24 protein-coding genes are annotated in these 22,867 nt (G+C 74.0%); 11 read left to right on the forward strand and 13 right to left on the reverse strand.

The window, feature by feature from the left end; all coding sequences use genetic code 11:
* The first annotated feature begins 52 nt into the window (after positions 1-52).
* Positions 53-295 (forward strand): DUF397 domain-containing protein, encoded by a 243-nt coding sequence (locus AB0O91_RS31285; protein WP_363440241.1) that lies wholly within the window; start codon positions 53-55, stop codon positions 293-295.
* Here the strand turns inward: AB0O91_RS31285 and AB0O91_RS31290 are convergent.
* On the reverse strand, positions 277-936 hold the full coding sequence (locus AB0O91_RS31290) for a class I SAM-dependent methyltransferase (protein WP_363440243.1): 660 nt from the start codon (positions 934-936) through the stop codon (positions 277-279). The genes AB0O91_RS31285 and AB0O91_RS31290 overlap by 19 nt on opposite strands.
* A complete protein-coding gene (gene def / locus AB0O91_RS31295; RefSeq protein WP_363440245.1) occupies positions 936-1,520 on the reverse strand; it encodes a peptide deformylase in 585 nt (194 codons plus the stop codon). The genes AB0O91_RS31290 and def overlap by 1 nt, the downstream gene beginning before the upstream one ends.
* Before the next feature lie 60 nt (positions 1,521-1,580).
* Here def and AB0O91_RS31300 point away from each other — a divergent pair, with 60 nt between their 5' ends.
* Entirely contained in the window at positions 1,581-2,108 is a 528-nt protein-coding gene (locus AB0O91_RS31300) for a winged helix-turn-helix transcriptional regulator (RefSeq protein WP_363440248.1), read from the forward strand.
* Positions 2,109-2,191: 83 nt separating this feature from the next.
* Positions 2,192-2,356 carry a hypothetical protein gene (locus tag AB0O91_RS31305; protein ID WP_363440251.1) on the forward strand — a complete coding sequence of 55 codons (165 nt, stop codon included), beginning with the start codon at positions 2,192-2,194 and terminating at the stop codon, positions 2,354-2,356.
* Positions 2,357-2,381: 25 nt separating this feature from the next.
* Here the strand turns inward: AB0O91_RS31305 and AB0O91_RS31310 are convergent, their stop codons facing one another.
* The 3 genes from AB0O91_RS31310 to hemC all read right to left on the reverse strand — a co-directional run bounded on the left by AB0O91_RS31310 (position 2,382) and on the right by hemC (position 6,384).
* Entirely contained in the window at positions 2,382-3,176 is a 795-nt protein-coding gene (locus AB0O91_RS31310; RefSeq protein WP_363440254.1) for an RICIN domain-containing protein, read from the reverse strand.
* Between the two features lie 192 nt (positions 3,177-3,368).
* Positions 3,369-5,273, reverse strand: a complete 1,905-nt coding sequence (locus tag AB0O91_RS31315; RefSeq protein WP_363440257.1) for a serine/threonine-protein kinase — start codon at positions 5,271-5,273, stop codon at positions 3,369-3,371.
* A gap of 175 nt (positions 5,274-5,448) precedes the next feature.
* Entirely contained in the window at positions 5,449-6,384 is a 936-nt protein-coding gene (gene hemC, locus AB0O91_RS31320) for a hydroxymethylbilane synthase (RefSeq protein ID WP_363440260.1), read from the reverse strand.
* Positions 6,385-6,814: 430 nt separating this feature from the next.
* Here hemC and AB0O91_RS31325 point away from each other — a divergent pair, with 430 nt between their 5' ends.
* The 4 genes from AB0O91_RS31325 to AB0O91_RS31340 all read left to right on the forward strand — a co-directional run bounded on the left by AB0O91_RS31325 (position 6,815) and on the right by AB0O91_RS31340 (position 10,396).
* Positions 6,815-8,023 carry a cytochrome P450 gene (locus AB0O91_RS31325; RefSeq protein WP_363440263.1) on the forward strand — a complete coding sequence of 403 codons (1,209 nt, stop codon included), beginning with the start codon at positions 6,815-6,817 and terminating at the stop codon, positions 8,021-8,023.
* Between the two features lie 48 nt (positions 8,024-8,071).
* A complete protein-coding gene (locus AB0O91_RS31330; protein ID WP_363440265.1) occupies positions 8,072-9,229 on the forward strand; it encodes a type III polyketide synthase in 1,158 nt (385 codons plus the stop codon).
* Positions 9,226-9,840 (forward strand): NUDIX hydrolase, encoded by a 615-nt coding sequence (locus AB0O91_RS31335; RefSeq protein WP_363440268.1) that lies wholly within the window; start codon positions 9,226-9,228, stop codon positions 9,838-9,840. The genes AB0O91_RS31330 and AB0O91_RS31335 overlap by 4 nt, the downstream gene beginning before the upstream one ends.
* 100 nt (positions 9,841-9,940) lie before the next feature.
* Positions 9,941-10,396: an SHOCT domain-containing protein gene (locus tag AB0O91_RS31340; protein ID WP_363440271.1), complete on the forward strand. Its 456-nt coding sequence runs from the start codon at positions 9,941-9,943 to the stop codon at positions 10,394-10,396.
* An 84-nt stretch (positions 10,397-10,480) separates the two neighbouring features.
* Here the strand turns inward: AB0O91_RS31340 and AB0O91_RS31345 are convergent, their stop codons facing one another.
* Positions 10,481-11,653: a macrolide family glycosyltransferase gene (locus AB0O91_RS31345; RefSeq protein WP_363440274.1), complete on the reverse strand. Its 1,173-nt coding sequence runs from the start codon at positions 11,651-11,653 to the stop codon at positions 10,481-10,483.
* A 94-nt stretch (positions 11,654-11,747) separates the two neighbouring features.
* On the opposite strand from AB0O91_RS31345, the gene AB0O91_RS31350 reads away from it, so the two are divergent.
* Positions 11,748-12,149, forward strand: coding sequence for a VOC family protein (locus AB0O91_RS31350; RefSeq protein ID WP_363440277.1), 402 nt, complete (start codon positions 11,748-11,750; stop codon positions 12,147-12,149).
* Here AB0O91_RS31350 and AB0O91_RS31355 read toward each other — a convergent pair.
* Entirely contained in the window at positions 12,138-12,884 is a 747-nt protein-coding gene (locus tag AB0O91_RS31355) for a methyltransferase domain-containing protein (RefSeq protein ID WP_363440280.1), read from the reverse strand. The genes AB0O91_RS31350 and AB0O91_RS31355 overlap by 12 nt on opposite strands.
* A gap of 83 nt (positions 12,885-12,967) precedes the next feature.
* Positions 12,968-13,618, reverse strand: a complete 651-nt coding sequence (locus tag AB0O91_RS31360; RefSeq protein ID WP_363440282.1) for a DUF4937 domain-containing protein — start codon at positions 13,616-13,618, stop codon at positions 12,968-12,970.
* A gap of 260 nt (positions 13,619-13,878) precedes the next feature.
* Between AB0O91_RS31360 and AB0O91_RS31365 the strand changes: the two genes are divergently transcribed.
* Together AB0O91_RS31365 and AB0O91_RS31370 are read left to right on the forward strand one after the other, a co-directional pair.
* Positions 13,879-14,880, forward strand: a complete 1,002-nt coding sequence (locus AB0O91_RS31365) for a GlxA family transcriptional regulator (protein ID WP_363440284.1) — start codon at positions 13,879-13,881, stop codon at positions 14,878-14,880.
* Positions 14,881-14,932: 52 nt separating this feature from the next.
* Complete coding sequence (locus AB0O91_RS31370; RefSeq protein WP_363440286.1) at positions 14,933-15,685, forward strand: MBL fold metallo-hydrolase; 753 nt, start codon at positions 14,933-14,935, stop codon at positions 15,683-15,685.
* An 8-nt stretch (positions 15,686-15,693) separates the two neighbouring features.
* Here AB0O91_RS31370 and AB0O91_RS31375 read toward each other — a convergent pair whose 3' ends face one another.
* The 5 genes from AB0O91_RS31375 to gcvPA form a co-directional block, all read right to left on the reverse strand.
* Positions 15,694-16,347: a GntR family transcriptional regulator gene (locus tag AB0O91_RS31375; protein WP_363440289.1), complete on the reverse strand. Its 654-nt coding sequence runs from the start codon at positions 16,345-16,347 to the stop codon at positions 15,694-15,696.
* 101 nt (positions 16,348-16,448) lie between these two features.
* Positions 16,449-17,195, reverse strand: coding sequence for an SDR family oxidoreductase (locus AB0O91_RS31380; protein WP_363440292.1), 747 nt, complete (start codon positions 17,193-17,195; stop codon positions 16,449-16,451).
* A gap of 104 nt (positions 17,196-17,299) precedes the next feature.
* Complete coding sequence (locus AB0O91_RS31385; RefSeq protein ID WP_363440295.1) at positions 17,300-18,424, reverse strand: NAD(+)/NADH kinase; 1,125 nt, start codon at positions 18,422-18,424, stop codon at positions 17,300-17,302.
* Positions 18,421-20,022: an aminomethyl-transferring glycine dehydrogenase subunit GcvPB gene (gcvPB, locus tag AB0O91_RS31390; RefSeq protein WP_363440297.1), complete on the reverse strand. Its 1,602-nt coding sequence runs from the start codon at positions 20,020-20,022 to the stop codon at positions 18,421-18,423. The genes AB0O91_RS31385 and gcvPB overlap by 4 nt, the downstream gene beginning before the upstream one ends.
* Positions 20,019-21,377 carry an aminomethyl-transferring glycine dehydrogenase subunit GcvPA gene (gene gcvPA / locus AB0O91_RS31395; protein WP_363440300.1) on the reverse strand — a complete coding sequence of 453 codons (1,359 nt, stop codon included), beginning with the start codon at positions 21,375-21,377 and terminating at the stop codon, positions 20,019-20,021. Before gcvPA ends, gcvPB begins: the two co-directional genes overlap by 4 nt.
* A 210-nt stretch (positions 21,378-21,587) precedes the next feature.
* Between gcvPA and AB0O91_RS31400 the strand changes: the two genes are divergently transcribed.
* Positions 21,588-22,865 (forward strand): sugar ABC transporter substrate-binding protein, encoded by a 1,278-nt coding sequence (locus tag AB0O91_RS31400; protein WP_363440303.1) that lies wholly within the window; start codon positions 21,588-21,590, stop codon positions 22,863-22,865.
* Positions 22,866-22,867 lie beyond the last annotated feature (2 nt).

Below are 22,867 nucleotides of genomic sequence, written 5' to 3' on the forward strand. Positions count from 1 at the left end.
CCAATGGCCCACCACCTTCCGGGTGGTGGGCCATTGGCGTACCGTCGAAAACATGCAGCTTGCCTGGTTCAAGAGCAGCCACAGCAGCAACGAAGGCGGCCAGTGCGTCGAGATCGCCTGGCGCAAGAGCAGCCACAGCGGCAATGAGGGCGGCGAATGCGTCGAGGTCGCCGAGACCACCACCGCCGTCCACGTCCGCGACTCCAAGGACAAGACCGGCCCCCACCTCACCTTCTCCCCCGCCGCCTGGCAGTCCTTCGTCGACTTCGCCCGCGCTCAGTCCCCCGCGTTCTGAGGCGTCCGCGCCACCAAGCACACGTGTGAGCGGTCGGCGTTCTGGGCGTTCGGCTGCTCCACCCTGGCCGTGACGCCGAAGCCGGCCCGCTCCAGCAGTTCGACCAACCGCCCCACCGGGACCAGGTACGAGGCGTAGGACACCGGGTGCCCGTACGCCGACGTCGGGTGCCGCTCCTCGTCGCCCGCGTGGCCGCCCAGCAAGAGGTGACCACCGGGCGCCAGTGCGCGCGCGAACTCGGCAAACAGAACGGGCAGTTGCTCCGGCGGGGTGTGATGGACCGAGTACCAGGCGAGGATCCCGCCGAGCGAGCCGTCCGCCGCGTCCAGGGCGCCCATCGAGCCGACGGTGAATCGCAGCTCCGGGTACGCCCGCCGCGCGAGCCCGATCATCCCGCCCGACACGTCGACGCCGAAGGCCGACAGGCCCAGGCCGTGCAGGTACGCCGTGATCCGCCCCGGCCCGCAGCCGACATCGGCGACCTCGCCACCGCCCGACTCCCGCACCAGCTCCGCGAAGGCGCCGATCATCGCCCGCGAGACCGGGTCCATGCCCTCCGGCGGGACGACGAGGCGCAGGTAGTCGGCCGCCACGGTGTCGTACGACGCCCGTACAGCGGCGAGGTGTACGGGTTCCGCCATCACCCGGCCAGCTTCGCTGCCTTGGCGGCGCGCTGGGCGAAGACCTTGTCGCGCCGCTCCGCCGTCTGCTTCAGCATCCGCTTGCGATCCCGCGCGGAGAGCCGGTCGAGGTAGAGGCCGCCGTTGAGGTGGTCGGTCTCGTGCTGGAGGCAGCGGGCGAAGTAACCGGTGCCCTCGACCACCACCGGCTCGCCGTGCTGGTCGACGCCGCGCACCACCGCTCGCTCCGGGCGCGCGAGTTCGGTCCTGGCGCCGGGGACGGAGAGGCAGCCCTCGGAGGCCTCGATCAGCCGGCGGCCGGGCTCCTGCTCCTCGACCACCGGGTTGAGCACGTGGCCCACGTGCCGGACGCCGTCGTCGTCCTGGCAGTCGTAGACGAACAGGCGCAGGTCGACGTCGACCTGGTTGGCGGCGAGTCCGCAGCCGTCCGCGACGTACATGGTGGCGAACATGTCGTCGATCAGCCGGGCCAGTTCGGGGCTGCCGAAGTCCTCCGGGCCGGCCGTGCGGCAGCTGCGGCCGAGGATCGACTCCCCCACCTCGGTGATCCGCAGGACGGTCGGACGGTCGCTCGGCTCGGACACCTGGGGCTCCTTCACGGGATGGGCTTGCTGTCGACTTTGCAAAGTAGCAGACTTTGCAAAGTGACCGAAGAGACCGAAGAGACCGTCAGATCCGGCACCCTCCCCGAGCACGCCGTGCGCACCGCCCTGCTGGAGCTGCTCGCCGAACGCGGCACCGTCACCTCCACCGAGGCCGCCGCCCGACTCGGCCACAGCTCGGGCCTGTGCTCCTTCCACCTGCGCCGGCTCGCCCGCTACGGGCTGATCGAGGAGGCCCCGGCGACCGACGGCCGGGCCCGCCCCTGGCGCCTCCCCCGAGCCCAACCACCAGTCCCACCAGACGAGTTCGGCGACCTGGCCCGAGGCCTGGAGGACGAGAGCCACCAGCGCTGGCTGGCCCGCCGCGCCGAGGCCCCCGCCGAGTGGCGGCAGGACGAGGCGTTCAGCGCCGTCGTCCACCTCACCCCCGAGGAGCTGAGCGCCGTCGGCGAGGCCGTCCGGCAACTGCTCGCCCGCTACCGCCACCGGGACGACGACCCGGCCGCCCGCCCCGCCGGGGCCCGTCCGGTCGCCGCCGTGGCCCGGCTCTTCCCGCTGCTCGACCAGTAGCCGGTGGCCCGGAGCACGCGCCACCACGCCCGGCATCGGCCCGCACCGGTTCGACGGGGGCCCCGGCGCGGTACAACAGAAGCATGGCTCGACAGACGATCGCCGTGATCTACGTGCTCGCGATGGTGGCCCTCGTGGTCGGTGTGGACTTCCTGTTCTTCCGGAACCACTTCTGGCCGCGGCTGCTGGTGAACATCGGGATCGTCCTGGTGTTCGTGGCCTTCTACCTGCGGTTCCTCAAGCGCTGACCGCCCGACCGGCCGACGGTGGCCCTCAGCCCACCGGCTCCAGCCGCCACTGCTGGCTGTCGCTGTCGTCGTGGTCCCACTGGTGCACCGGGGCGCCGTCGTCCGTCCGCTTGCCCAGGACGTCCAGGTACTTGTCGCTGCCGAGGCACTGGATCCGGAACGCCCCGCCCCCGACCCCGGTGATCCGCCACCGCTGGGCGGCGGTGCCGTTGCCCGTCCACTGCTGCACCCGGGCGCCGTTCTCCGTGCTGCCGCCGCTGACGTCCAGCACCTTGCCGCTGGAGACGCAGGTCAGGGTGTACACCCCGTCCCCGACGGGCGCGAGCGTCCAGCGCTGGTTGGGGCCGCCGTGCCCGTTCCACTGGAGCACCGAGCCGTCGCTGAGCGCGTCCAGCACCTTGCCGCTGTGCACGTTGGTGACCGCGTACGTGCCCGCCACCGGGCCCCGCCGGGCCGGCGCCCCGCCCTGCACCTCCACCGCGGAGACGGCGTCGTTCATGTCGCCGACCTCCTCGTTGCTGAAGATGTAGGGGCGGACCGTCCGCTCGTTGACGACCAGCCGCTCGGCGCGCCCGGGCAGGACGCCGATCCGGCGGCCGCCGTAACCGGCGTCGTCGTACAGGACGACGACCTGGCCGGTGCGGTTGACGTACGAGGAGGCCCGGTCGTTGAAGCCGACCTCCTTCAGGTTGGAGACCGAGGCGTCGCCGATCAGGATGTCCGCCGGGCCCTTCTTGTTGAACTCCACGTCGTCGTAGAGCGCCCAGTATCCCTGGGGGCAGGCGTCCACGCCCTGGCCCCGGATGATCCGCACCGTCATGCCGTCTCGGTCCCCTCGCTCACCGCGAACGCCCCGCCGGGCGGTCGGGGCGCATCGATGCTAGGCGGACCGGCACCGTGACGCCGTGTACCTGACACGCAACTGGCCGGAACGGCGCACGAGTTGGCCGGGCCGCTTCGTACGCCGAGCGAGCTTGGTGGTACGGAGCGGAAGGCCGTTCGCCGATCTCCACTACTGGACGATCAGGTACCGCTGTTCGCTCCCGCCGCTCTCGCAGGTGCCGGTGCTGATCGGGCCGCCCGTGCAGTCCCCCGGCCCGGTGGTGAAGACCGTCCAGAGGTACACCCCGGGCGTCTTCGGCGTGTAGGTCAGGCTCTGCCCCGACTGCCAGGACCGGTGGTCCCAGTCGTCGGTCCCCGGCGCCAGGATGTTCACCGTCGAGCTGGTGCCGGCCGTCGCCCAGCTGAAGTCGACCGGCTGCCCGGCCCTGACCACCTGCTGGTCCGCCGGGAGGACCGGGAGCGGGGCCGAGGGCGCGGCCTTGACCGGGTTGGTGCCCTGGTTCTGCTCCGTCTGGACGTTCAGGTAGCGGGAGGTGCTCCAGCCGCTGCCGATGCTGCCGGTGGAGGTGTTGGCCACGACCACGGCCCACTGGTAGACCCCGGCCTCGGTGGGCTTGAAGGTGCAGTCGGCGGAGGTCAGCCAGCCGGAGCCCTGCCAGGGCTGGTCGCCGCGCTTGGTGAAGACCTTCGTCACCGCCCCGGTCCTGCCCCAACTGAGCACCAGCGACCTGCCCAGCGTCAGGGTGTCCCGGTCGGCCGGGGTGAGCAGGCCGGCCGGGTGCGGGGTGCCGGCCGGGACGGACGGGGGCGGGCCCTGGTTCGGGCTCGGCGCGGCGGTCCCGGGGGCGGCGCCGCCGAAGCCCCCGGCGCTCCCGCCGGTCACGCAGTCCGGCGGGCTGCCGTCGTCCTTGGCGACCGTGAAGCCGCCGTTGTCCAGGCCGGGGCCGCCCTCGTCCCGGGCCAGGTAGAGCGGCACGGCCACCCCCGCCGCGACCAGCGCCAGCGCGCTCGGCAGCAGCACCCAGCGCCGGCGCCGGGCCCGGCGGCGGGCCCCGGCCTCCTCGGTCCGCGCCCAGCCGTCGACCCGGTACGGGTCCCCGCCCAGCACGGTCGGCACCCGGGTCGGCAGCACCGGCGGCGGGACGGGCGGCCCGAAGGCGCCGGTGACCGGCCCCACCTGCGACCCGGCCCGCGGCTCCAGCAGCGGCACCTCCGGCACGGCGGGCCGCGCCCGCAGCGGCTCCGGCAGCCAGGAGCCGGTGGGCCCGTCGTACCCGGGCGGCCCGAGCCGTTCCAGCAGCCGGGCGGGGGTGGGCCGGTCCGCCGGGCGGCGGGCCAGGCAGGCGGCGACCAGCGGGCGCAGTGCCTCGGGCACGCCGGCGAGGTCCGGCTCGGTGTGCATGATCCGGTACAGCAGCACCTGCGGGTTGCCGCCGCCGTACGGGTCGCTGCCGGCCGCGTGGCAGAGCACCCGGCCCAGGCTGAACACGTCGCAGGCCGGGCTCAGCGGCTCGCCCGCGATCTGCTCCGGGGCCATGTAGCCGGGGGTGCCGATGACGGTCTGGGTGCGGGTGATCGAGGCGCCGTCGAGGGCCCGGGCGATGCCGAAGTCGATGACCCGGGGGCCGTCGTCGCCGAGCAGGACGTTGGAGGGCTTGAGGTCCCGGTGGACCAGCCCGACCGCGTGGATCGCCGCCAGGGCCTCGGCCAGCCCGGCGCCGAGCACCCGCAGCACCGGTTCGGGCAGCGGGCCGTGGGCGGCGACGGCCGCCTCCAGGGACGGGCCGGGGATGTAGGCGGTGACCAGCCAGGGCGGGTCGCCGTCCGGGTCGGCGTCGACCACCTGGGCGGTGTGGAAGCCGCCGACCCGCCGGGCGGCCTCCAGCTCCAGAGTGAAGCGGCGCCGGAACAGCGGATCGGTGGCGAGGTCCCAGTGCACGCACTTGACCGCGACCAGCCGCCCGCCGGGCGACCGCCCCAGGTACACGATCCCCATCCCGCCGCTGCCGAGCCGGGCCAGCAGCCGGTAGCGGCCGCCGATCACCGTCGGATCGGTGGGCCTCAACGCCTCCACGTCCACCCCCGGGCGTGATGCACCGTCAATTGCCTCTTCCCCGGCCGGAATCATCTCAGCTGAGGGAGCGCAGGAACAGTTCATCGGGGCAAAGAGATCACCCGGGGAGCCGGGGCGGGACGGCGCGGGAGCTCAGTGCGGGATGCCGGCGCGGGACGGGCCAGTGGGGGACGGCTCAGTGCGGGATGCCGGAGATCAGCTCCTGCGCCCCCTGCCGCTTGAGCGCCAGGGCGACCGAGGTGCCGAGGTCCTCCGGGTCGAGCGCGCCCGCCCACTCGTGGGCGTCCAGCACCCGCTTGCCGTCCGGGGTGAAGACCCGGCCGCGCAGCGAGAGCCGGCCGTCCGCCCCGGCCTCGGCGAAGCCGGCGATCGGGCTGTTGCAGTGGCCCTGCAGCACGTGCAGGAACATCCGCTCGGCCGCCGCCTCGCGCCAGGTGTCGTGGTGGCCGAGCCCGCTGACGGCCTCGACGGTCGCCGTGTCGTCCTCCCGGCACTGGAGCACCAGGATGCCGGCGCCGATCGGCGGGCACATCGCCTCGACGCCGAGGACCTCGGTGATCCGCTCCGGCAGACCGATCCGCTCCAGGCCGGAGACGGCGAGCAGCAGGGCGTCGACCACCCCGGCGTCCAGCTTGGCCAGCCGGCTGTTGGCGTTGCCGCGGATCGGCACGCACTCCAGGTGCGGCTGGGAGGCGGCGAGTTGGGCGATGCGGCGGACGGAGGAGGTGCCGATCCGGGTGCCGGGCGGGAGTTCGGCGAGGGTCAGGCCGCCGGGGTGGACCAGCGCGTCGCGGATGTCGTCCCGGCGCAGGTGGGCGGCGAACACGGTACCGGCGGGCAGCGGACGGTCGGCGGGCACGTCCTTGAGGCAGTGCACGGCGAGGTCGGCCTCCCCGGCCAGCAGCGCGGCGTCGACCTCCTTGGTGAACGCGCCCTTGCCGCCGAGGGCGGCGAGGTCCCCGGTCCAGCGGTCGCCCGAGGTGGTGACGGGCACCACCTCGGTGCGCAGCCCCGGGTGCAGCGCGGCGAGTTCGGCGCGGACCCGGTCGACCTGGGCGAGTGCCATGGGCGAGGAGCGGGAGACGATGCGGATCAGCTCAGCGGTGGCCATGGCGCGATGATAGGCGCAGCACCTGCGGTCCCGGTCGGGGGCGCCTCGTGTCCGTCACGCACTCGGCGCAACGGTGCGGCGGGCTCCGCCGGGCCGGACCGACGGGTCGACGGGAGGACCCATGTGGCCCGGATCCCCGCCGAGTTGAACCCGCGCGACCGGGCCCGAGCGGTGGTGCCCCCACGAGACCGACCCGGTCGCACCGGGTGCGAACAGCTGATCACCAACTCGCCCCATGAGCGGGTTAATTCGCATGACAATCATCCATCTCACTCATTAGGGGGAAGAGTTCATCGGATTCACATCTTTGCCAGTTCATGGGGGAACATCTGTGTGTCCGCGCCCGAACTCACCGCGTACCGAGCACCGTTCGGGCGGCACCGCACCCTCATGACACCCGCATGACGAAGACCCTGGATTGGACGGGCCCGTGACCACCACCACCCCCGTGTGGGACTGCCCCTTCCACCACACCGACGGCCTGGAGTTCGACCCGCTCCTCAAGCGCCTGCTCACCGAAGCCCCGGTCGCCCGGATCCGGCTGCCGCACGGCGAGGGCGAGGCCTGGCTGGCCACCCGCTACGAGGACGTCAAACTGGTCACCACCGACCGCCGGTTCAGCCGCGCCGCCGGCATCGGGCGGGACCTCCCCCGGATGACGCCCGCCGCGATCGCCCAGGCCGAGTCGATCAACCTGATGGACCCGCCCGAGCACAACCGGCTCCGCCGCCTGGTCGCCCAGGGCTTCACCAACCGCCAGGTCGAGCGGATGCGCGCCCGCACCCAGGCCGTCGTCGACGGCTACCTCGACGAGATGGCGGAGCACGGTGCCCCGGCCGACCTGGCGCACTTCCTCTCCGCCCGGCTCCCGCTGCACACCATCAGCGACCTGCTGGAGATCCCCGCACCGGACCGCGACCGGCTGCGCGGCTGGGCGGTCGCGATGATGCGGATGGGCCCGGGCAGCAGGGAGGGCCAGGAGGAGGCCAAGGCCGGTCTGCGCGCCTACTTCACCGCGCTCACCGCCGAACGCCGCGCCGACCCCGGCGAGGACCTGATCAGCGCCCTCGCCACCGCCCGCGACGGCGAGGACCTGCTCGACCCGGACGAACTCGCCGTCACGGCCATGGTCCTGCTGGTCACCGGCCACGACACCAGCACCTACCAGCTCAGCAACATCACCTACACCCTGCTCACCCACCCCGAGCAGCTCGCGAAACTGCGCGCCCGGCCGGAGACCCTGCCGACGGCCCTGGAGGAGCTGCTGCGCTTCATCCCGTTCCGCCAGGGCGTCGGCATCGCCCGGGTCGCCACCGAGGACGTCGAGCTGGGCGGCGTGCTGATCCGGGCCGGCGAGCCCGTGCACGTCTCCTACCTGACCGCCAACCGGGACGCCTCGGTCTACGAGCGCCCCGACGAGCTGGACCTCGACCGCACCGCCGGGCCCGTCAACATGACCTTCGGCCACGGCCAGCACCGCTGCCTCGGCTCGCACCTCGCCCTGATGGAGCTCCAGGTCGCCGTCGGCACCCTGCTCCGCCGCTTCCCCGGCCTGCGACTGGCCGTCGACCCGGCCGAGCTCGACTGGAACTCCGGCTCGATCTGGCGCTTCCCGCGCACCCTGCCGGTCGCCTGGTAGCCCGCTCCCCCACCCCGCCGAAGCCCGACCCTGGGGAGACCCATCACCATGGCCGTACTCTGCCGCCCCGCCATCGCCGTACCCGAGCACGTCATCACCCTCGACGAGACCCTCGACCTGGCCCGCACCCTGCACGCCGGCCACCCCCAACTCGGCCTGGCCCTCAGGCTGATCGAGAACACCGGGGTGCGCACCCGGCACCTGGTCCAGCCGATCGAGCAGACCCTCACCCACCCCGGCCTCACCGTCCGCAACCAGGTGTACGAGCGGGAGGCCAAGCGCCGCGTCCCCGAGGTCGTCGAACGCGCCCTCGGCCACGCCGAGTTGGGCGCCCGGGACATCGACCTGATCCTCTACGTGTCCTGCACCGGCTTCATGATGCCCTCGATGACCGCCTGGTTGATCAACACCATGGGCTTCCGCTCCGACACCCGCCAGGTGCCGATCGCCCAGCTCGGCTGCGCGGCCGGCGGCGCCGCCGTCAACCGCGCGCACGACTTCTGCCGCGCCTACCCGGGCGCCAACGTGCTCATCGTCGCCTGCGAGTTCTGCTCCCTCTGCTACCAGCCGAGCGACCTCGGCGTCGGCTCGCTGCTCTCCAACGGCCTGTTCGGGGACGCCGTCGCCGCCGTGGTGATGCGCGGCCAGGGCGGCACCGGGGTGCACGTCGAACGCAACGGCTCGCACCTCGTCCCGGACACCGAGAACTGGATCTCCTACGGGGTCAAGGACACCGGCTTCCACTTCCAGCTGGACAAGCGGGTGCCCGGCACCATGGAGATGCTCGCCCCCGCGCTGCGCACGCTGGCCGGGCAGCACGGCTGGGACGTCTCCGGGCTCGGCTTCTACATCGTGCACGCCGGCGGCCCGCGGATCCTGGACGACCTGTGCCACTTCCTCAACCTGCCGCCGGAGCGGTTCCGTTACAGCCGGGCCACGCTCACCGAGCGCGGCAACATCGCCAGCGCCGTCGTCTTCGACGCCCTCGCCCGGCTGTTCGCCGACGGCGGGGCGACCGAGGGCACCACCGGCCTGATCGCCGGCTTCGGACCGGGCATCACCGCCGAGATCTCGCTCGGCAGCTGGGTCGACGCCCCGACCGACCAGCACCGCCGCCGACCGCGCGCCATCTCCACCTCCGACATCGCCCTCGTCCACCAAGGCGCCCCCCGCCGTTTCCCGGCCGGCACTACGATCACGGAATGACAGACACCACGGACCGCACCGACACCGACGCCTCCGGCAGAGCCGACACCGCCGCGGCTTCCGAAGCCGCCGAACTCGCCGCCCTGTTCCCGGCGTTGCACGCGCCGCAGTACTGGGCCTGGGGCCGCTACGACGCCCAGTTCTCGACCCTGCTGCCGCCGGACGGGCTGGTCACCAACATCCACCTGGTCGGGTTCGCGGACGGCGGCGTGGTGCTCTGCCGGGACGACCGGAACCACTGGTTCCTGCCCGGCGGCACCCGGGAGCGGGACGAGTCGGTCACCGACTGCCTGGCGCGCGAGCTGCGCGAGGAGGCCGGCGCCCGACTGCTCGGCGAGCCGGGCTGGCTGGGTGCGCACCGCTGCCACACCGAGGACGCGGTGCCGTACCGGCCGTGGCAGCCGCACCCGGACAAGGCCTGGCTCTGGGGCTGGGGCGAGGTGGAGCTGGACTCCACGCCGACCAACCCGGCGGACGGCGAGCAGGTGGTCGAGGTCCGGGCCGTCCCGGTCGCCGAGGCGCAGCGGCTGCTGCTGTCCGGGCACGACGCCTGGTGGGGCGAGCTGATCGGGCTGGCGGTGGAGCTGCGCCGGCGGGCGGGGCGGGGCTGAGGTCACCAGGACCTCCCGTTATTCCCCCTGAACCCGAAGATCACTGGAACGGCGGAACACCGCGCGGCCATGTCCGTTTTGCGATGGTATGACTCATCCCATGGACACCAACGCCTTGGCCGCATCGCTGGCAGTGGACTACCCGGTGCTCAACATCTTCTGGACGATGTTGGAGCTGTTCCTGTGGATCCTCTGGTTCTTCCTGCTGTTCAAGATCATCACGGACATCTTCCGCAGCCACGACCTGAGCGGGTGGGGCAAGGCCGGCTGGCTGGTACTGGTGATCATCCTGCCGCTGATCGGCATCCTGGCGTACCTGATCGTCCGCGGCCAGGACATGGGGAAGCGGGACGTCGAACAGGCCCAGAAGGCCGATGCGGCGGTCCGCGCCTACATCCGGGACGCCGCCGCCGGGACACCGGCGGAGGGCGGTGACGGGAGCGGCGGGGGCGGCCGCAGCCACGTCGAGGACCTGGCGCGGCTGGCGGACCTCCGGGACCGCGGCGCCATCTCCGCCGAGGAGTACCAGAAGGCCAAGGACAAGCTGCTGGTCTGACCGCACGGACGGCCGGGGGGGGGGGGGGGGCCCGGGCGGGCCCCGCCCCCCGGTCCCCGGGCGGCGGGGCCGCGGCGTCGGCCGTCAGGCCAGGGCGGCTTCGATCAGGTCGGCGGCCCGGGAGGCGCTGCCGCCGGCGCGGACCTCCGCCTGGAGCGTGGTCAGGCGGGCGGCCACCGCCGGGTCGGAGGTCAGCTCCAGTACGGCGGAGCGGAGGGCCTCGGGGGTGGCCCGGTCGGTGTCCACGCGGCGGGCCACGCCGAGTTCGACCAGCCGGTCCGCGTTCTCGAACTGGTCGGCGGACTGCGGCACCGCCACCATCGGCAGCCCGCAGTACAGGCCCTCGCTGCACCCGCCCATCCCGGCGTGTGTGACGAACGCGTCGGCCTGCCGGAGCACCGCGAGCTGCGGCACCCACGGGTGGACCTCGACGTTCGCCGGGATCGGGCCGAGCTCGGCCGGGTCGGTCGCCCGGCCGACCTGGAGCACGACGTGCCAGCCGGGCAGGTCGCCGAAGGCCTCCAGGCACGCGCGGTAGAAGGCGGGTTGGTGGGTGAAGGCGGAGCCGAGCGAGATCAGCAGCACCTTCTGCGCGTCCTGCGGCCGGGTCCAACCGCCCTGGAACTCCCGGTCGCCCAGGCAGGGCCCGGCGAAGGCGTAGACCTCGGGGTCGATCCGGTCGATCCCGGCCTGGAGCGCCCGCGGGATGAGCACGACCCCGCGCCGGGGCCGCATCATGTAGGCGAACAGGTCGTGCGCGGGCACCCCGTTCTCGGCCAGCCACTGCGCGAAGCGCTCCGGGATCCCCTCCGCCTTGAGGGCCTTCACGACCGTCTGGAACGCCTCCGAGTCGGAGACGTCCCAGGCGATCCGGGACGGCGCGAGCAGCACGGACGGCACGCCCCAGCCCTCGGCCAGGGCCCGTCCCGCGTACGCCATGAAGTCGTAGAGGACGAGGTCGGGCCGGTCGTCCTCGAATGCCTCCCGCATCCGCGGCAGCATCGCCCGGGCCTCGTCGAAGAGCAGGCCGTGCATGTTGGCGCCGGGCCGGACCGCGGCACCCTTGAGGATCGCCAGGCCCGTTTCGTGGGGCACCAACCGGGCTCCGGTGGACTCGATCTGCTCGGTGAACGAGGGGTCGTTGACGTAACTGACCCGGTGGCCGCGGGCGACCAGCTCCCGGATCACCTCCAGGCTGGGGTGGACGTGGCCGTGCGCCGGGACGTTCACCATGGCGATGTGGGCGGGGCGGGGCATGTCGGTCCTCTTCTCGTCCGTCGTCACGCGTGCTGTGCGCAGATCTCTGACAGTACGTCAAGTCAGCGGCGGGGGCGGACGGTAAGGTGATCGCATGGACGAGTACGCGGTGCCGGTCCTGCCGAGCCGGGACCTGGACGAGACGCTGGAGTTCTACGGCCGCCTGGGCTTCGAGGAGCGCGGCCGCTGGGACGGGCCGGACGGCTACCTGATCCTGGTCCGGGGCACCGTGGAGCTGCACTTCCGCCGGGATCCGGGGGTGGATCCGCTGGCCACCGCGGGCAGTTGCTACGTCCAGGTCCGCGACGCGGACGCCCTGCACCGGGACTGGGCGCGGATCGGCGTGCCGGCCGATCCCACTACCGGCAGCAGACTGACCGACGTGGCCGAAACCTCCTACCGGATGCGGGAGTTCGCGCTCGTCGACCGCAGCGGCAACCTGCTCCGCATCGGCAGCCCGCACCGGGACGGGCCGGCGCCGGGCTCAGCCCGCTGAACCCGGCGGGTCGTGCGGGGCGCGGGCCCGGATGAGCAGGAACGGCGGGAGCCCGGCGCGTCGGGGTGAGCGGGCCACCACCGGGGCGGGCGGCGCCGGTTCGTCGACGGCCTCCGGGGCGAAGCCGCTCCGCAGCAGCGCGGTCAGACAGGTGGACAGCGTCCGGTGCCGGTAACCGGCCCGGCGGACGGCCCCGGGGTCGTCGGAGCGCCGGAACCCCTCGGCGAGGTAAGCGCCGACCACCCGGCGCACCGCGCCGTCGGCCGATTGCGTCCAGGAGGCGTGCGGCGCCTCGAAACAGGGGTGCGGGAGGCTGAGGACCAGGCGGCCCCCGGGCTTCAGCACCCGCCGTGCGGCGGTGAGCGCGGCGTCGAGGTCGGGCACGTGGTTCAGGGAGAGCCCGGCGGTGACCCAGTCCACCGACCGGTCGGCGACCGTCCCCAGCACGCACCCGTCGTCGACGGTGTAGACCGCGCTGCCGGGCCCGGGCGTGGCGGTGGTGCGGGCGTGGTCGATCAGGCGGGCGGTCGGGTCGATGCCGAGGGCGGTGGCGCCGCGGGCGGCCAGCGCGCGGGTGATCAGCCCCTCGCCGCAGCCGAGGTCGAGGACCCGGAGGCCGTGCAGCCGGTCGGGCAGGTGCGCGAGCAGGGCGTCCCGGTTGAAGTCGTTCAACGGGGAGCCGGTGCGCAGGAGTTCGGCGTACCAGTCGGCGATGGTGTCCCAGGTGGCGGTCATCGGGACCGGACGCTACCCGGTTCCCGCCCGGCACCTCCAACGGATTTCCGCGGCCCGCGGCCGCGACGGGTCGGCCGGAGCCGCTACGGGCTTTCCGGGGCCGAGGGCGGCAGGACCCGCCAGTCGGGGTGCAGCGGCAGGGCGTGCCCGGTCAGTGCCGCGACGTCGGCGGGGACGTTCGCGCGGGCGCGCAGGGCGGGGAGGGTGTCGGCGGTGTAGGCGGTGTGCGCCGCGGGGTCGGTCCACAGGGTGGTGACCAGGTAGCGGGTGGGGCCGAGGCGGGCGACGCTGCCGGTGAGCAGGCCGCCGGTCGCGGCCATGCCGGGGGCCCAGAGCTCGCGTTGGACGGTGAGGAAGTGCGCGGTGCGGCCGGGCCGCAGCTCGCAGTCGGCGACGCGGAGCAGGGCGGCCCGTCGGAGGGCGTCGGGGAGGGACGGGGCCGCGCCGGGCAGCGTGAGGACCACCGGGCCTGAGGCGATCCGGAGGGAGTCCCACCTGTCCTGCTGGTCGGCCCGGGCGGCGACCTCGTCGTGGCGCTCGTGCAGGAAGTGGCGGTGGGCGGCCTCGTTCGTCCAGAGGGCGAGCAGCAGCGCCCGGCCGTCGGTGCCGGACCAGCCGCCCAGCTGGCCGAGCAGTCCGGGCTGGTCCGCGATGGCCGACCAGCGGCGCTGTCCGGCGGCGAACGCCGCGTGTGCACCGGGGCGTACCCGGCAGTCGATCCACTTCGCCCACATGGGGCCATCCTGCGGCGCCGGGCCGGGGGAGGGGCAATCGGGCGGAGGGCGGGAGCGGACCCGGACCATCGGCGTAGGCCGGGCGCGCCGTCCGGTCGTCCTGGCTGTCCCGGTCGTTCCGGTCGTCCGGCCAGGTCGGCCGTTCGTCCGGCCAGGTCCTCCCGGTCGTCCGGCCGGTTCGGAGCGGGCGAGGGCCGGTGGCGGGATCCTGCAGACGTCCGTCATTGCCGCCAGGCCCGCCGCCGGGCGAAGGTGGGGGCATGGACGACGCACCCCGCCTGCCGCACCTGGTCGTGATCCCGGTCTTCCCCGGGGTCAACGCGCTGGACGTGACCGGCCCGGCCGAGATCCTGGCGCTCGCGGACCGGCTGCTGGCGCCGGAGCGGCCCGGGTACGAGGTGCGGCTGTGCGCGGAACGCAGCGGGCCGGTGCCGACGTTCTCCGGGGTGCCGCTGCTGGTGGAGCGGACGCTGGAGCGGTCGCGGGTGAGGCCCGACACGGTGCTGGTGCCCGGTCGGGTGGAGCTGGGCCCGCACGGGCCGGTGCCGTGGGTGGACCGGGCGGTGGTGGCCTGGCTGCGGGAGGTGGGGCCCGGGGTGGGCCGGGTCGCCTCGGTCTGCGCGGGCGCGCACGTGACGGCGGCCGCCGGACTGCTGGACGGCCACCGGGCGACCACCCACTGGGCGACCGCCGAGCGGCTGGCCGCGGACCACCCGGCCGTCGAGGTGGATCCCGACCCGGTGTTCGTCCGCTCCGGGCGGATGTGGACCAGCGCCGGCCTGTCCACCTCGATGGACCTCACCCTGGCCCTGGTGGCCGAGGACCACGGCGACGACCTCGCCCTGGAGATCGCCCGGATCATGGTGATGTACCTCCAACGCCCGGGCGGGCAGAGCCAGTTCAGCGTCCCGCTGGCCCACCCCGGCGGCGCCCGGGCCGACCTGCGGGGACTGCGCCGCTGGATCGGCGACCACCTGGACGCCGACCTGTCGGTGCCCGTGCTCGCGGCCCGGCTCACCATGAGCGAGCGGCACTTCGCCCGGGTGTTCCGGGCCGAGACCGGCACCACGCCCGGCGCGTACGTGGAGGAGCTGCGGCTGGAGGCCGCGCGCCGGCTGCTGGAGCGCACCGACCACCCGCTGCCCGGCGTGGCCCGGGCCTGCGGTTTCGGCTCGGTGGAGACCCTGCACCGGGTGTTCCGCGACCACCTCGGCGCCACCCCGGGCGACTACCGGCGCCGGTTCCGCGTCAACACACCCTGAGCCGCGGCAGGAAGCGAACCCTGAACCCCCGCACGACGAACCGAGGAGCACCATGAAGATCACGGCCACCCACATCGGCACCGCGACCGTCCTGCTGGAGGTCGGTGGCCTGCGGCTGCTCACCGATCCGGTCTTCGACCCGGCCCCCGCCGAGTACCGGCACGACCCGGTGGTGCTGCGCAGCACCGGCGGCCCTGCTCTGGCGGCAGCCGAACTCCCGCCGGTGGACGCGGTGTTGCTGAGCCACGACGAGCACCCCGACAACCTCGACGCGACCGGCCGCACCCTGCTCGCCGACCGCCCGGTGCTGACCACGGTCAGCGGTGCGGCCCGGCTCGGCGGCGGTGCGCTCGGCCTGGCGCCCTGGCAGACCCGCACCCTGACGGTGGGCGGCCGCAGCCTGCGGATCACCGGCACGCCGGGCGAGCACGGCCCGGTCGGCGACGTCACCGGCTTCGTGGTCGAGGTGCCCGGCGAGGAGGAGGCCCTCTACGTCTCCGGCGACACCGTCCACATCCCCGAACTCGACCGGATCGGGGCGCAGTTCACCATCGGCACGGCCCTGCTGCACCTCGGCGCCGCCCGGATCGGGGCCTTCGGCGGCGGCGGGCTGATCACCATGGACGCGGTCCAGGCGGCGGCCCTGACCGTCTCACTCGGCGCCCGCCGGGTGGTCCCGGTCCACTACTCCTCCTGGGAGCACTTCACCGAGGGCCGGGCGGAGACCACCGCGCACTTCGAGGCGGCCGGCCTGGCCGGACGGCTGCACTGGCTCACCCCGGGAGCGGCCGAACTCCTGGACTGACGGCGGGTTCAGCGCGCCCCGACCGGGGGGAGCCGTTCCAGGATGCGTTCCATGCCGCTGGTCCAGTTGGCCTCCAGCGCGCTGACGGCGCGGTCGAGGTCGCCGTCGAGCAGGCACTGGGCGATCCGTTCGTGCTCCTCGGCGGCGCGGCGCAGGATCTCGTGGTCGCCGACCACCATCCGCTCGTAGCGGTGCAGGGTCAGTTTCAGCGACTCGATCATCTCGTGCAGCCGGGTGTTGGCGCAGCCGGAGAGCAACAGGGCGTGCCAGGCGTCGTCGTGGCGTTCGATGGTGCCGTGCGGGGCCTGCGGGGCGGAGAAGGCGCGGGCCTCGGCGAGCAGACGGGGGGCGATCGCGGCGAGGTGGGCGGGGTCGGAGGTGCGCAGGGCCAGTGACTCCAGGGCGATCACGATGGCCGTGAGGTCGAGGAACTCCTGCTTGCCGGTGGGCGTGAAGCGGAAGCCCTTGCCCCGCTCGCTGGTGATGATGCCCTCGCGCTCCAGGCTGATCAGGGCCTCGCGCAACGGGGTCCGGCTGACGCCGAGTTCTTCGGCGAGGTGGACCTCGTTGATGGACTCGCCGGGGGTGAACCGGCCGCGGCCGAGCTGCTCCAGCAGTTCGTCCTTCACCTGCTCGCGCAGCGGACGCCGCTCGATGGCCATCGGGCTTTCCCTTCCTCGTTCGTCCCGTAGAGTACCGGCCGCCGTCCGGCCGCAGCGCGGCCACCGTCCGGCCCCGGACGGGGGCCGGACGGTGCGGCCGGTCAGGCGGTTCCGGCGCCGTCCACGGCGATGACGGCGCCGCTGACGAAGGCGGCGGCGTCGCTGGCCAGGAAGGCGACGGTGCGGGCGATGTCCCCGGGTTGGCCGATCCGGCCGAGCGGGCGGTCGGCGGCGTCGGTGTAGAACGCCTCGGCGCTCTCGCCGAGTTGACGGGCCTCCTCGGCGAGCATGCCGGTGTTGGTGTCGCCGGGGCAGACGCAGTTGACCCTGATGTTGTCCGGCCCGTGGTCGATGGCCATCGCCCGGGTCATGTTGACCACGGCGCCCTTGGAGGCGCAGTAGGAGACGGCCCGGGCGCCGCCCTTGATGCCCCAGCCGGAGCCGGTGTTGATGATGGAACCGCCGCCGTCGGCGGCCATCAGGGGGACGACGAGCCCGCTGAGCAGCATGATCGAGCGCACGTTGACGGCCATCACCGCGTCCCAGTCGTCGTCGGTGATCTCGCACACGGTGGACCGCCGGATGATGCCCGCGTTGTTGAACAGCACGTCCACGCCGCCGTGGTGGCCGACGGCGGTGCGGACGAGCCGCTCGCAGTCGGTGCGCCGGGAGACGTCGCAGCGGACGAAGGTGCCGCCGGTCTCCGCGGCCGCCTGCTCGCCGTGGTCGGCGTCGAGGTCGGCGAGGACGACGTGTGCGCCGAGTTCGGCGAGCAGGGCGGCGGTGGCGCGGCCGATGCCGGCGGCGGCGCCGGTGACGATCGCGCGCTTTCCGTGGAGGTCGATCATGGGGGGGAGCTCCTCTGCAGGACGTCGGGCGGGGGCGGGTCGGTCGGTGGGGCGGGGCGGTGGGTTCGGGCGTCGGGTTCGGGCGTCGGATTCGGGCGTCGGGTTCAGGCGGAGATCCGGTAGACGGCGCCGGAGCGGCGGCCGGTGATCACCCGGACGTGGCCGGAGAGGGCGTCGTCCAGCTCCGGGTCACCGGTGTCCAGCAGTAGCGGGCGGCCCTGGAGGGCGGCGAGCTTGGCCTCGGTGGCGATGACCAGCAACCGTTCCCGGCCGGCCGCGCGCAGCAGGGCGGGGGTGAGCTGCTGGTTGCCGCGGCCGAGCAGGAACCCCTGGCCGCCGATCGGGGAGAGGACGATCCAGGGGGCGGTGGGCAGGTTGCGGAGCTGGTCGGCGCGGGCGTCCCGGAGCCGGACCAGCGGCGGCCGGTCGGGGCGCAGCCGGATCAGGTCGACGCCGGTCAGGCTGGCCCCGGCGGCGCCGAGCGCGGCGGCGACGGCGTGGGTGGTGCTGCCGGGGCCGAGCAGCAGCAGGCCGTCGGGCCCGACCCGGTCGGCGAGCCCGGCGGCGATCCCGGTCGCGGTGGACGGGTCGGGGCCGCTGCTGCCGGTCTTGCGCTGCTGGACGCGGGCGGGCAGCACCGGGACGGTGAGCCGGCCGTACAGCCGGGCCGAGACCAGGCCCGCCCGCAGCGCGGCCTCGTCCCGGTCCACCACCTCGGCGCTCTCCGGGCGGGTGGCGCCGCGCGTCCAGGCGGTGGCCACCTCGGCGGCGGCGCGCGGGTGGAGGGCGAAGACGGCGGAGTGCATCTTGACCCCGGCCGGGATGCCGAGCACGGGCGTCCGGGGGTCCGGGCCAAGCGCGTCCAGGACGTCCCGGGCGGTGCCGTCGCCGCCGCAGAACAGCAGCAGTCCGGCGCCGGCCGCGACCAGGGCGCGCACCGCCGCCCGGGTGTCGGCGGCGCTGGTCTCCCGGTCGGGCCGGTGGACCACCCGGGCATCGCGGCTGGCGGCCCGGACCGACCACGCCCCCATCGGGCCCGCCACGGTGAGCAGTTCGACCTGAGGCGGCAGCCGGCGCAGCGTCGCCTCGGCGCGCTGCAGCGCCGCCGGGACGGCCCCGAGGGCGAGCGCCCGGCGCTGGACGTCGGCGCCGTCGCTGCCCCGGAGGCCGACCCGGCCGCCGAGCCCGGCGACCGGGTTGACCACCAGCCCGATCGGGGCGGTGGTCACGGCCGCTCGCCGAGCACCTTGCGGCGGTAGGCGCGCCAGCTGACCGACCAGACCGCCGGGTCGTCCAGCGGCTCGTGCCGGATCCGGTGCACGGTGGAGCGGTGCGGCGCGGTGCGCACCGTCTCCGGGTCCTCGTAGGCCTCGCGGGCGACCTCGGCGAGGATCGCCGCGTACTCGTCGAGGTCGGCGCGGGAGTAGGACTCGGTGGGTTCCAGGGTCATCGGCTCCGGGGTGACGTACGGGTGGTGGCTGGTCCAGTAGTGGGTGCCGAAGTCGGCCGCGCGGAGGCCGAGGTCCTCGCTGTGCAGGCCGGTGTCCTCGTTGAGCTGCTGCCAGCTGTAGCGGGTCTGCTCGACCCGCGGCCGGCCCTTGGCGTACGGGACGGAGACGCCGCGGATCCGCCGCACCCGGTCCATCAGGTAGTTGTTGTTGAGCACGGCGGTCTCGGCGACCTCGCGCAGGCCCTCGGCGCCCAGCGACATGATCCAGGCGTAGGCGCGCACCAGGTTGGGGACGACGGCCAGGTACGGCCGGATCTTGCCGATCGACTCCGGCCGGTCGTACTCCAGCCGGTACCGCTCGCCGTCGAACTCGACGGTGGGGACGGGCAGGTAGGGTGCCAGCTCGGCGGTGACGGCGCAGGCGCCGGCCGCCGGGCCGCCGCAGGCGTGCGGGGTGGAGAAGGTCTTGTGCAGGTTGAAGTGGCACAGGTCGAAGCCGGCCTCGCGGGCCCGGGTGATGCCCAGGATGCCGTTGGCGTTGGCCTGGTCGTAGGCGCACAGGCCGCCGGCCTCGTGCACGATCCGGACGAACTCGGCGATCCGGGGGTTGTAGATGCCGGTGTCCTCCGGGTTGGTGACGAGCAGCGCGGCGGTGCGCGGGCCGACGGCGGCGCGCAGCGCGTCGATGTCGGGGTAGCCGTCGGCGTCCGGGTGGAGGGTGATCACCCGGTAGCCGGCGGTCTTGGCGCAGGCGGCGTTGGAGGGGTGGGAGAAGGCGGTGGTGATGATCTCGTCGCGCTGCTGCGCTTCGCCGCGGGCGGCGTGGTGGGCGCGGATCACCGAGACGTTGGTCCAGATCGCGGCACTGCCGGCGCCCGGTTGCAGGCTGACCCGGTCCATCCCGGAGATCTCCTTGAGCAACTGCTCCAGCCGGTGCGCGAGTTCGAGGACGCCCTGGACGGTGGAGGGGTCCTGGGCGGGGTGCAGGGCGGCGATCCGGGGGTCGCGGACGAAGGTGTCGTTGACCTTGGGGCTGTACTTCATGGTGCAGGTGCCCTGGCCGATGTCCACGTTGAGGTCGGCGCCCAGGTTCTCCTGGGAGAGCCGGAGGTAGTGCCGGAGCACCTGCTGCTGGCCGATCTCGGGCAGCCCCGGCGGGGTGCTGCGGCGCAGCGCGGCGGGCAGCAGCCCGACCGGGTCGCCGACGGCGGCGGTGACACCGGGCTCGGGCAGCGGCGGCAGGACGCCGCGTTCACCGGGGGCGCCCAGTTCGAAGACGAGCTTCTCGTCCCAGCGGGCCTGCTGGAAGCGGCGCAGGGCGGGCTTGGCGGCGATCCTCGCGTCGGTGGCCGGAGGGTTGTCCTGACGGTCCGTCACTTCACGATCTCCTCAAGGGCGTCGGCGAGGTGGTCGAGGTCGGCCTGGGTGTGCAGCTCGGTGACGCAGTACCGGCCCTCGTGCGGCCCGGCCGGGGTGCCGCCGTGCAGGCCGCGGGCGAGCAGGGCGTCGGCCACGGCCCGGGCGGGGCGGTCGTCGGGGTAGTGCAGGGTGAAGTCGGCGAAGTGCACCGCCGCGGGGTCGGCCAGGCGGATCCCGGGCACCCGGGCGAGGCGCTGCCGGGCGTACGCGGTGTGGGCGAGGACGGTCCCGGCGAGCTCGCGCATGCCGTGCGGGCCCATCAGGGACAGGTAGACCCCGGCGGCGATGCCGTGCAGGGCGGCGGCGGTGCCGACCCACTCCTTGCCCTCCTCGCGCAGCGCGAACGAGGTGCGCTCGTACGCCACGTCGCCGAAGCCGTACTCGCCGGGCACCTCGGTCGGGGTGAGGCCGAACAGCCGGCTCGGGTACTCGGCGACCAGGCGCTGGTCGTCCGCGGAGCCGATGAAGCCGGCGTTGCCGCCGCCGTAGCCGGGGTGGAGGCCGAGCGGCTGGAGGTCGCCGCAGGTGAGGTCGGCGCCGAAGGCGGCGGGCGGGGCGAGCGCGCCGAGGCTCAGCGGGTTGACGTGCACGACGGCCAGGGCGCCCGCGGCGTGGGCGAGTTCGACGTACTCGGGCAGGGCCGGGTCGATCCGGCCGGAGAAGTCGGTCAGCTGGGCGTACACGGCGGCGACGTCCCCGCCCGCGAGCGCGGCCCGGACGGCGGCCGGGTCGGCGGCGACCGGCTCCACCGGGTGCACGCCCCGCACGAAGTCGTGGATCCGGGACAGCCGGTGCGGGTCGATCTCGCCGACCAGCAGCAGCCGGGGGCGCCCGGTGGCCCGGCCGGCCATCCGCAGGGCGGTGGCCGCCGCCTGGAAGCCGTCGTACGTCGGCACGTTGACCACGTCGACGGCCAGCAGCTCGGCCATCAGCGACTGGTACTCCCAGAGCGCCTGGAAGCGCCCGTGGTCCTCGTAGGGCTCCCCGGCGTAGGCGGTGAGGAACTCGGCGCGGTTGACGATCTCGTCGACCACGGCCGGGACGTGGTGCCGGTAGCAGCCGGCGCCGAGGAACGAACGGCCGGGCGGGACGGCGGTGTTGCGGGCGAGCAGCTCCTCCAGGTGGGCGGTCAGCCGGGCCTCGGAGGTGAACGGCGCGGGCAGTCGCAGCGGGCGGTCGAGCCGGAGCCCGGCGGGGATGTCGGCGTAGAACTCCTCGACGTCCTGCGCGCCGACCGCCGCCAGCATCGAACGGCGGATGTCCGGGGCGGAGTTGGGGATGTACGGGTGGGTCCGGGGAACGCGTGCGGTCATCCTGGCACCTTCCGCGATTTCGGTCACAGGCCTTGACGGCACTGTGCATGCTGAGTTCTGTATACAGCATTCGGCATTCACCAGTCGGGAGGCAAGATGTCCGCAGAAACCCGGCCCAGAAAAAACCGCCAACTCCCCTACGGGGGAGGAACATCCACCCCGGTCCTCGGCCGCCGCCGGTTGCTCGGCGCCGGACTCGCGGGCGGCGCAATGCTGTTGACCGGAGCCACCGGCTGCGCCACCGGCGGGGCGGGCGGGCCGGGCGCCAAACAGCTGGCCGCCGGCCCGAGTGCCGCCCTCACCGGGAAGGTCACCATCTGGTCCTGGGACGTGGCGGCCAAGGCGATGCAGCGGCTCGGCACGGTCTTCGAGCAGGCCCACCCGGGCACCACCGTCGAGGTGGTCGACATCGGCTACGACAACGCCTACGACAAGATCACCGTCGGCCTGGGCGCCGGCAGCGGACTCCCCGACATCCTCACCGTCGAAGGCGGCAGGCTCCCCACCTACCTCGGCAACTTCCCGAACGGCCTGGTCGACCTCACGAGCCGGGCCGAGAGCCTCAAGTCCCAGTACGCCGAGGCGACGTGGCGCACCGTGACGGACGCCAAGGGCCGGGTCCGCGGGCTGCCCTGGGACAGCGGCCCGTGCGCCCTGTTCTACCGCCGGGACCACTTCCAGCAGGCCGGCATCGACCCGGCGACGCTCGCCACCTGGGACGACTACCTCACCGCCGGGGCAGCCCTGAAGCAGGCCACCGGGCGCAAGCTGCTCATCATGGACTCCAAACAGGACACCCTCTTCGCCCAACTGCTCCAGCAGCAGGGCCAGTCCTGGTTCACCGACGGCAAGGTCGCCGTCGCCACCCCCGCCGCCGAGCGCGCCCTCACGCTGATGAAGCAGCTGGTCGACCGCGACCTGGTCGACTTCGAGAACGGCTGGGACGGCCTGGTCTCCGGAACCCACGACGGCAAGGCCGCCACCACCCCCACCGCCGCCTGGTGGGACGGCACCCTCACCGCCGAAATGGCCGACCTCTCCGGCAAGTTCGGCGTCGTCCCGCTGCCCGCCTTCACCCCCGGCGGCACCCGCACCTCCAACAGCGGCGGCTCCACCCTGTGCGTCACCGCGCAGAGCGGGAACCCGGAGACCGCGTGGGGGTTCCTCTCCTTCCTGCTCGCCGACAAGGCCAACCAGGTCTCGATGATGCAGCACGAAGGACTCTTCCCGGCCTACCTCCCCGCCCTGGACGACCCGTACTTCCAGCAGCCCGCCCCCTACTACGCCGGCCAGCCCGCCATGAAGCTGTTCGCCGACCTGGTCCGCAGCATCCCCACCGTCGAGCGCACCCCCGACGACGCCAAGGCCGGCGACATCGTCACCACCGCCGTCAACCAGGTGCTGCACAACGGCGCCGACCCGGGCACCGTCCTGCGCTCCGCCGCCCGCCAGATCGCCACCGCGACCGGCCGCCAGACGGTCTCCTAGGA

The sequence above is a fragment of the Kitasatospora sp. NPDC089797 genome (genome assembly GCF_040684795.1).
Classification (GTDB): Bacteria; Actinomycetota; Actinomycetes; order Streptomycetales; family Streptomycetaceae; genus Kitasatospora.

Excerpts from the sequence above, each read along its gene's own strand:
- AB0O91_RS31285 (WP_363440241.1), top strand. The coding sequence starts at position 53 with ATGCAGCTTGCCTGGTTCAAGAGCAGCCACAGCAGCAACGAAGGCGGC.
- AB0O91_RS31400 (WP_363440303.1), top strand. The coding sequence starts at position 21,588 with ATGCTGTTGACCGGAGCCACCGGCTGCGCCACCGGCGGGGCGGGCGGG.
- AB0O91_RS31305 (WP_363440251.1), top strand. The coding sequence starts at position 2,192 with ATGGCTCGACAGACGATCGCCGTGATCTACGTGCTCGCGATGGTGGCC.
- AB0O91_RS31375 (WP_363440289.1), bottom strand. The coding sequence starts at position 16,347 with ATGGCCATCGAGCGGCGTCCGCTGCGCGAGCAGGTGAAGGACGAACTG.
- AB0O91_RS31310 (WP_363440254.1), bottom strand. The coding sequence starts at position 3,176 with ATGACGGTGCGGATCATCCGGGGCCAGGGCGTGGACGCCTGCCCCCAG.
- AB0O91_RS31290 (WP_363440243.1), bottom strand. The coding sequence starts at position 936 with ATGGCGGAACCCGTACACCTCGCCGCTGTACGGGCGTCGTACGACACC.
- AB0O91_RS31360 (WP_363440282.1), bottom strand. The coding sequence starts at position 13,618 with ATGTGGGCGAAGTGGATCGACTGCCGGGTACGCCCCGGTGCACACGCG.
- hemC (WP_363440260.1), bottom strand. The coding sequence starts at position 6,384 with ATGGCCACCGCTGAGCTGATCCGCATCGTCTCCCGCTCCTCGCCCATG.
- AB0O91_RS31345 (WP_363440274.1), bottom strand. The coding sequence starts at position 11,653 with ATGCCCCGCCCCGCCCACATCGCCATGGTGAACGTCCCGGCGCACGGC.
- AB0O91_RS31350 (WP_363440277.1), top strand. The coding sequence starts at position 11,748 with ATGGACGAGTACGCGGTGCCGGTCCTGCCGAGCCGGGACCTGGACGAG.
- AB0O91_RS31335 (WP_363440268.1), top strand. The coding sequence starts at position 9,226 with ATGACAGACACCACGGACCGCACCGACACCGACGCCTCCGGCAGAGCC.
- AB0O91_RS31380 (WP_363440292.1), bottom strand. The coding sequence starts at position 17,195 with ATGATCGACCTCCACGGAAAGCGCGCGATCGTCACCGGCGCCGCCGCC.
- gcvPA (WP_363440300.1), bottom strand. The coding sequence starts at position 21,377 with ATGACCGCACGCGTTCCCCGGACCCACCCGTACATCCCCAACTCCGCC.
- AB0O91_RS31340 (WP_363440271.1), top strand. The coding sequence starts at position 9,941 with ATGGACACCAACGCCTTGGCCGCATCGCTGGCAGTGGACTACCCGGTG.
- AB0O91_RS31370 (WP_363440286.1), top strand. The coding sequence starts at position 14,933 with ATGAAGATCACGGCCACCCACATCGGCACCGCGACCGTCCTGCTGGAG.
- AB0O91_RS31330 (WP_363440265.1), top strand. The coding sequence starts at position 8,072 with ATGGCCGTACTCTGCCGCCCCGCCATCGCCGTACCCGAGCACGTCATC.
- AB0O91_RS31355 (WP_363440280.1), bottom strand. The coding sequence starts at position 12,884 with ATGACCGCCACCTGGGACACCATCGCCGACTGGTACGCCGAACTCCTG.
- AB0O91_RS31365 (WP_363440284.1), top strand. The coding sequence starts at position 13,879 with ATGGACGACGCACCCCGCCTGCCGCACCTGGTCGTGATCCCGGTCTTC.